General features: G+C 59.4%; 5 protein-coding genes. 2 read left to right on the top strand and 3 right to left on the bottom strand.

Going from position 1 to position 5,554, the window contains the following annotated elements; all coding sequences use genetic code 11:
* Positions 1 to 154: 154 nt before the first annotated feature.
* A complete protein-coding gene (locus QMX86_RS27140; protein WP_039761099.1) occupies positions 155 to 1,567 on the bottom strand; it encodes an amino acid permease in 1,413 nt (470 codons plus the stop codon).
* A gap of 892 nt (positions 1,568 to 2,459) precedes the next feature.
* Here QMX86_RS27140 and QMX86_RS27135 point away from each other — a divergent pair.
* Complete coding sequence (locus QMX86_RS27135; RefSeq protein WP_003222780.1) at positions 2,460 to 2,597, top strand: hypothetical protein; 138 nt, start codon at positions 2,460 to 2,462, stop codon at positions 2,595 to 2,597.
* Between the two features lie 71 nt (positions 2,598 to 2,668).
* Complete coding sequence (locus QMX86_RS27130) at positions 2,669 to 3,634, top strand: hypothetical protein (RefSeq protein WP_024012077.1); 966 nt, start codon at positions 2,669 to 2,671, stop codon at positions 3,632 to 3,634.
* A 258-nt stretch (positions 3,635 to 3,892) separates the two neighbouring features.
* Here the strand turns inward: QMX86_RS27130 and rluB are convergent, their stop codons facing one another.
* Both rluB and QMX86_RS27120 read right to left on the bottom strand, forming a co-directional pair.
* Entirely contained in the window at positions 3,893 to 5,113 is a 1,221-nt protein-coding gene (rluB, locus tag QMX86_RS27125) for a 23S rRNA pseudouridine(2605) synthase RluB (protein ID WP_110645046.1), read from the bottom strand.
* 142 nt (positions 5,114 to 5,255) lie between these two features.
* Positions 5,256 to 5,447 (bottom strand): DUF1289 domain-containing protein, encoded by a 192-nt coding sequence (locus tag QMX86_RS27120; RefSeq protein WP_016771121.1) that lies wholly within the window; start codon positions 5,445 to 5,447, stop codon positions 5,256 to 5,258.
* Between the last annotated feature and the right edge of the window lie 107 nt (positions 5,448 to 5,554).

Genomic DNA, 5,554 nt, shown 5'->3' with positions numbered 1-5,554 from the left:
CGCGAAGGCGGTGTGTCAGTCGATGCAGATGTTTCTGATGGACCGCTTTCGCGAGCAGGCTCGCTCCCACAGGGTTCGGTGTGATGTCAGATTTTTCCATTTCAAAACAACAAACCCGGCACTCTGGCCGGGTTTGTCGTTTCTGCCTGCGAGGTTATTTCGCGGTCGCAGCCACCACCGGCTGCACACTGCGCTTGTTCTTGATCAGATAGCAGACCCACATGAATACCACCCACACCGGAATCGCATACACCGAGATCTGAATCCCCGGGATCAGCAGCATCACGCCGAGGATGAACACCACGAACGCCAGGCAGACGAAGTTGCCGTACGGGTACCACAGCGCTTTGAACAGTGGCGTCTGTTTGGTCTGGTTCATGTGCTGGCGGAACTTGAAGTGCGAGTAGCTGATCATCGCCCAGTTGATCACCAGCGTCGCAACCACCAGCGACATCAGCAGTTCCAGCGCGTGCTGCGGGATCAGGTAGTTGAGCAGCACGGCAACCAGCGTCACTGCCGCCGACGCCAGAATCGAACGCACCGGCACGCCGCGCTTGTCGATCTTCGCCAGACCTTTCGGCGCATCGCCCTGCTCGGCCATGCCCAGCAGCATGCGGCTGTTGCAGTAGGTGCCGCTGTTGTATACCGACAGCGCAGCGGTCAGCACGACGAAGTTGAGGATGTGCGCGGCGGTATTGCTGCCGAGCATCGAGAACACCTGCACGAACGGGCTGCCGCTGTAGGAATCGCCGGACGCGTTGAGGGTTTCCAGCAGGCTGTCCCACGGGGTCAGCGACAGCAGGATCACCAGTGCGCCAATGTAGAAAATCAGGATGCGGTAGATCACCTGGTTGATCGCTTTCGGGATCACGGTTTTCGGCTTGTCGGCTTCAGCGGCGGTGAAACCGAGCATTTCCAGACCGCCGAAAGAGAACATGATGATCGCCATGGCCATCACCAGACCGCTCACCCCGTTGGGGAAGAAACCGCCGTGGGACCACAGGTTGCTCACCGAGGCTTGCGGGCCGCCGTGGCCGCTGACCAACAGGTAGCTGCCCAGCGCGATCATGCCAACGATGGCCACAACCTTGATGATCGCAAACCAGAATTCGGCTTCACCGAAGACTTTGACGTTGGCCAGATTGATCGCGTTGATCAGCACGAAGAATGCAGCAGCGGAGACCCAGGTCGGGATGTCCGGCGCCCAGTAATGGATGTACTTGCCGACCGCTGTCAGCTCGGACATGCCCACCAGAATGTACAGAATCCAGCAGTTCCAGCCCGACAGGAACCCGGCGAAACCGCCCCAGTATTTGTGCGCGAAATGGCTGAAGGAGCCGGCCACCGGCTCTTCGACGATCATTTCGCCGAGCTGGCGCATGATCATGAAGGCGATGAAGCCGCAGATGGCGTAGCCGAGGATCATCGACGGGCCGGCGGATTTCAGTACCCCGGCAGAACCGAGGAACAATCCGGTACCGATCGCGCCACCGAGGGCGATCAGTTGAATATGGCGATTTTTCAGGCCGCGCTTAAGCTCGCCTGATTGCGAGGGTTGTCCACTCATGAAAAAGGTCTCACGCAAGGTTTGATGATGTTCAGTAGACGTTGCTGCAAGGTTGCGATTTCAGGCAGCCCCGATCAAACCCCAGCGCAGGCACCAGGAGTTCAGCTCATTTACAACGGTCATGCGTCACCTGTTTGTTTTTATCTGTGACGAAATCGAACCCGGCACGCTTGTGGCGCGGCGGAGTGAACAAGGCGGATAGCCTCGAGATTTTTGCGATTACGCAGAGGGTCACAGTTAAAACGCGGCGCATTGTACACCGCTAACCCCCTGCTGCCAGACCCGCCTGATCAGCGTGTCGGTTGCCGGGATTGCGCGTGTCCGCCTCGACAGTGCCGAGCGGCTGCAAAATGTGAGTCAGGCCTTTGCAGGCCATCGACGGGGACGAGGAGAAAACCGTCCCACGGGGAGAAGTGGAAATCAGTCGCGGCGTACATTGCGCCTCCTTCTTGTTATTCGCCTGCACGACAGGCATGGGGCGCATCACACCCTGCCTGAAGGCTGGAAACAAGCGCGCCAGAGCCCTGCGTGGCGCACGCTCCGTCGGGTTACGGAAGCTTTTCCTTACAACGGATGGCGAGACGGGAAATCACCGCGTTGGCGGGCCAATATCGTCAGGTTTTCTTTACAAGCCGTAACGAATATTTTCCGAATCAGAAATTTCCGAAGGACGTCTGCATATTGACGGTAGCTAGCTTGCTATCAATTTCACCGACCTAGTTTTTTGTTTTCAAATAAGAAAATTCATCCCGAAAAACAGAACAAAAAGTCTATTTAAAAATTAAATGGATAAATTTTTGCATTCACAAAAACGCTCAACTAGGTTCTTCACGTCTCACCGGCCACCTCGACCGGTCAGTCATAAACCGTGAAATTCTCTAGGAGATCGACCATGCAAGCACTGGAAAAAGACTTGGATACCGAACTGCAACTGGACGAATGGTTTGAAGCGCCAACCCATGAGGCCGCCGTGGAAATGATGCAAGCCGACGCGGTGGTTCCGTTCGGCACGGCGATGTGGCCTCTGTAAGACATCCCGGGCAGGCACGGTCCGGCCGGTCGTGCCTGCCGCTTCATTTCCCGGTCAGTCAGGGAGGATTCATGGACAAGCCCCGCGCCATCTCGCATTTCCTTTACTACCTCGAACATCACCCAGCCCTCGCCGGCCTTGACTCGGCGAAGGTCATGCTCGGCCATACTGCCGACTACGAAGCCCTGACCGGCGCCATTGCCGAACAGGCAGGCGAGCATCCGCGCTTTCAGTTCAGCGCCCGGCGTCTGGACCTGGAAAGTACCGCAGCGCTGTCCGAGGCAATTGCCGACAGCGATCTGTACATTTTCTTCTACGACTCTTCCACCCTGCCCAACCCGCGTCCCGATGGCCCGGAGTTCGTCCGCGCACTGCAAGCGGTCATGGCGGAAAACTGGAAGAAGTCGCTGCTGTTCAAGGATTACGGCGACTATTTCTACGACACTTTCAGCATCACCCCGCAGCGCATCGCCGGGCTCAACAGTCACCTGATCCAGCGCATGTCCCAAGCGACCACGCTGAGTTTCAAGGATGACCACGGCTCATGGTTCGAAACACCGATGAGCAGCATCAAGAAGTGGACCGACATCAATGGCGTCGGCAACTTCGACCTCGCCCCCGGCGAAATCGCCACCCACAGCGAAGCTATCAACGGCCATGTGAAGTTCAAGGGCACCTTCCTCAGCACCATCCCCTTCGCGCGCAAGTACGGCGTGCTGGAATCGCCGCTGGAATTGTGGATCGAGAACTCGACCATCAGCCGCATCGCCACCGACGTGCCGGGGCTGGAACATGATTTCAACAAGTACCTGGATGCCAACCCGTCGAACCGACGGATTGAGGAGTTGGGGATTGGCACCAATGAAGGCGTCAAGGATCTGTATGCGCGCAATGCCGGGTTCGAGGAGCGGCACTGTGGGCTGCATCTCGGACTGGGCGGTGGCGCCAAGGGCAGTCATCACCTGGATCTGATCTTTTCTGGCGGGGTGTTGGCGCTGGATGACAAGCCGGTGTTTGATGGGCGGTTTGTGTTTTAGGCGACTGACGCCTTCGCGAGCAGGCTCGCTCCCACAGGGGATTTATGTAAGCCGCAGATGATCGTTCCCACGCTCCGCGTGGGAATGCAGCCCGGGACGCTCCGCGTCCCTTCCAAAGCCGAACGCGGAGCGTCCGTTGATGCATTCCCACGCAGAGCGTGGGAACGATCGCTGGGCGCCAGACGAAAAAAACGCCAACCTCAAGGGTTGGCGTTTTTGCTTCAACTTGCAGCTTGCAGCTAGTAACTCACAGCTGCCTTATTCCGGTTTCTTGCGTCCGAACCCCGGGCGCTGACCGGAACCGGCCGGTGCGCCGCGACGCTTGCCCGAGGGCTTGTCGCCGTCGACCAGTTTGATCCCCGGACGCTTCGGCGCCGGTTTGGCCGGGCGCTTGTTGCTGGTGTCGGCTGGACGATCCGCCACTGGCGTACCGCGACCGGCCGGTGCACGACTTTCGCCACGCTCAGTACGGCCATTGGCCGGACGCGGTGCGCGCTCGCCGTCACGGGCAACCGGCTTGCGACCTGGGCGCTCGCCTTCGATCTGCGGCTCACGGCTCGGGCGCGGTGCGGTCGGTGCGCCAGCGGCTGGACGCAGGGTACGCACGCGCTCGGTCTTGGCCATTGGCCGCGACGATTTGCGCTGCATGCGTTCGAGCTTGTCCTTGCTCTTGGCATTCAGCTGCGGCATTGCCACCGGCGTCAGGCCGACTTCGGCGCTGAGCACGTCGACTTCGTACTGGCTCATTTCGCGCCAGCGGCCCATCGGCAGGTCGGAGTTGAGGAACACCGGACCGAAACGCACGCGCTTCAGACGGCTGACCACCAGACCTTGGGATTCCCACAGACGACGCACTTCACGGTTGCGCCCTTCCATGACCACGCAGTGGTACCAGTGGTTGAAGCCTTCACCGCCCGGCGCCTGTTGAATGTCGGTGAAACGCGCCGGACCGTCTTCCAGCACCACGCCAGCCTTGAGGCGTTCGATCATCTCGTCGTCGACTTCACCGCGTACACGCACGGCGTACTCGCGGTCCATCTCGTAGGACGGGTGCATCAGACGGTTGGCCAGCTCACCGTCAGTGGTGAACATCAGCAGACCGGTGGTGTTGATGTCGAGACGGCCGATGTTGATCCAGCGGCCTTCTTTCGGACGCGGCAGCTTGTCGAACACGGTCGGACGGCCTTCCGGGTCGTCACGGGTGCAGATTTCGCCGTCAGGCTTGTTGTACATGATCACGCGGCGCACCGATTCGGCGGCCTCTTCGCGCTTGATCACCTTGCCATCGATGGTAATGGCGTCGTGCATGTCGACGCGCAGGCCGAGGGTGGCGTCTTTGCCATTGACCTTGATCCGGCCCTGGCTGATCCAGGATTCCACGTCACGACGCGAGCCGACGCCGATACGGGCGAGGACCTTCTGCAGCTTTTCGCCTGCTGGGCCGATTTCCTGGTCGTCTTTCTGATTGATGTCACTCATCTGGGCACCTCCCGGTGTGGTCTGTTCAGGCGGCGCCTGAAGTATTGAAAACTGGGTCCAGGCCGAAGGGATCGGCGAAGGGTCGCGAATCATACGCGGATGTGCGCCGTCGCGCATCAGAGACTAGCTGATCGATTGCCGGTTATTTCTTTTTCCGCCGACCGGCACCACCGAGTTTGATCAGGCGCAGCGCGGCTTCGGCCAGCACCGTGCGTTTGTCGTCCTTGTCGAGCTTCTTCCAGGCCTTGATCTCGCGCTTGCTCCGACCGCAACCCAGGCAGATGTCGTCGGAGAATTTGCAGAGGCTGATGCAGGGGTCTTTGGTTGAGCTCATCATCCTCTCCAGAAACACATCAAACCCTGTGGGAGCGGGCTTGCCCGCGATAGCGGAGTGTCAGTCAACATCATTGGATCTGACCCACCGCAATCGCGGGCAAGCCC

Source organism: Pseudomonas sp. PS01270, assembly GCF_029959775.1.
Classification (GTDB): Bacteria; Pseudomonadota; Gammaproteobacteria; order Pseudomonadales; family Pseudomonadaceae; genus Aquipseudomonas; species Aquipseudomonas atacamensis.
The sequence above is the reverse complement of the archived record's forward strand: the minus strand, read 5'-3'. Positions and strand labels throughout refer to the sequence as shown.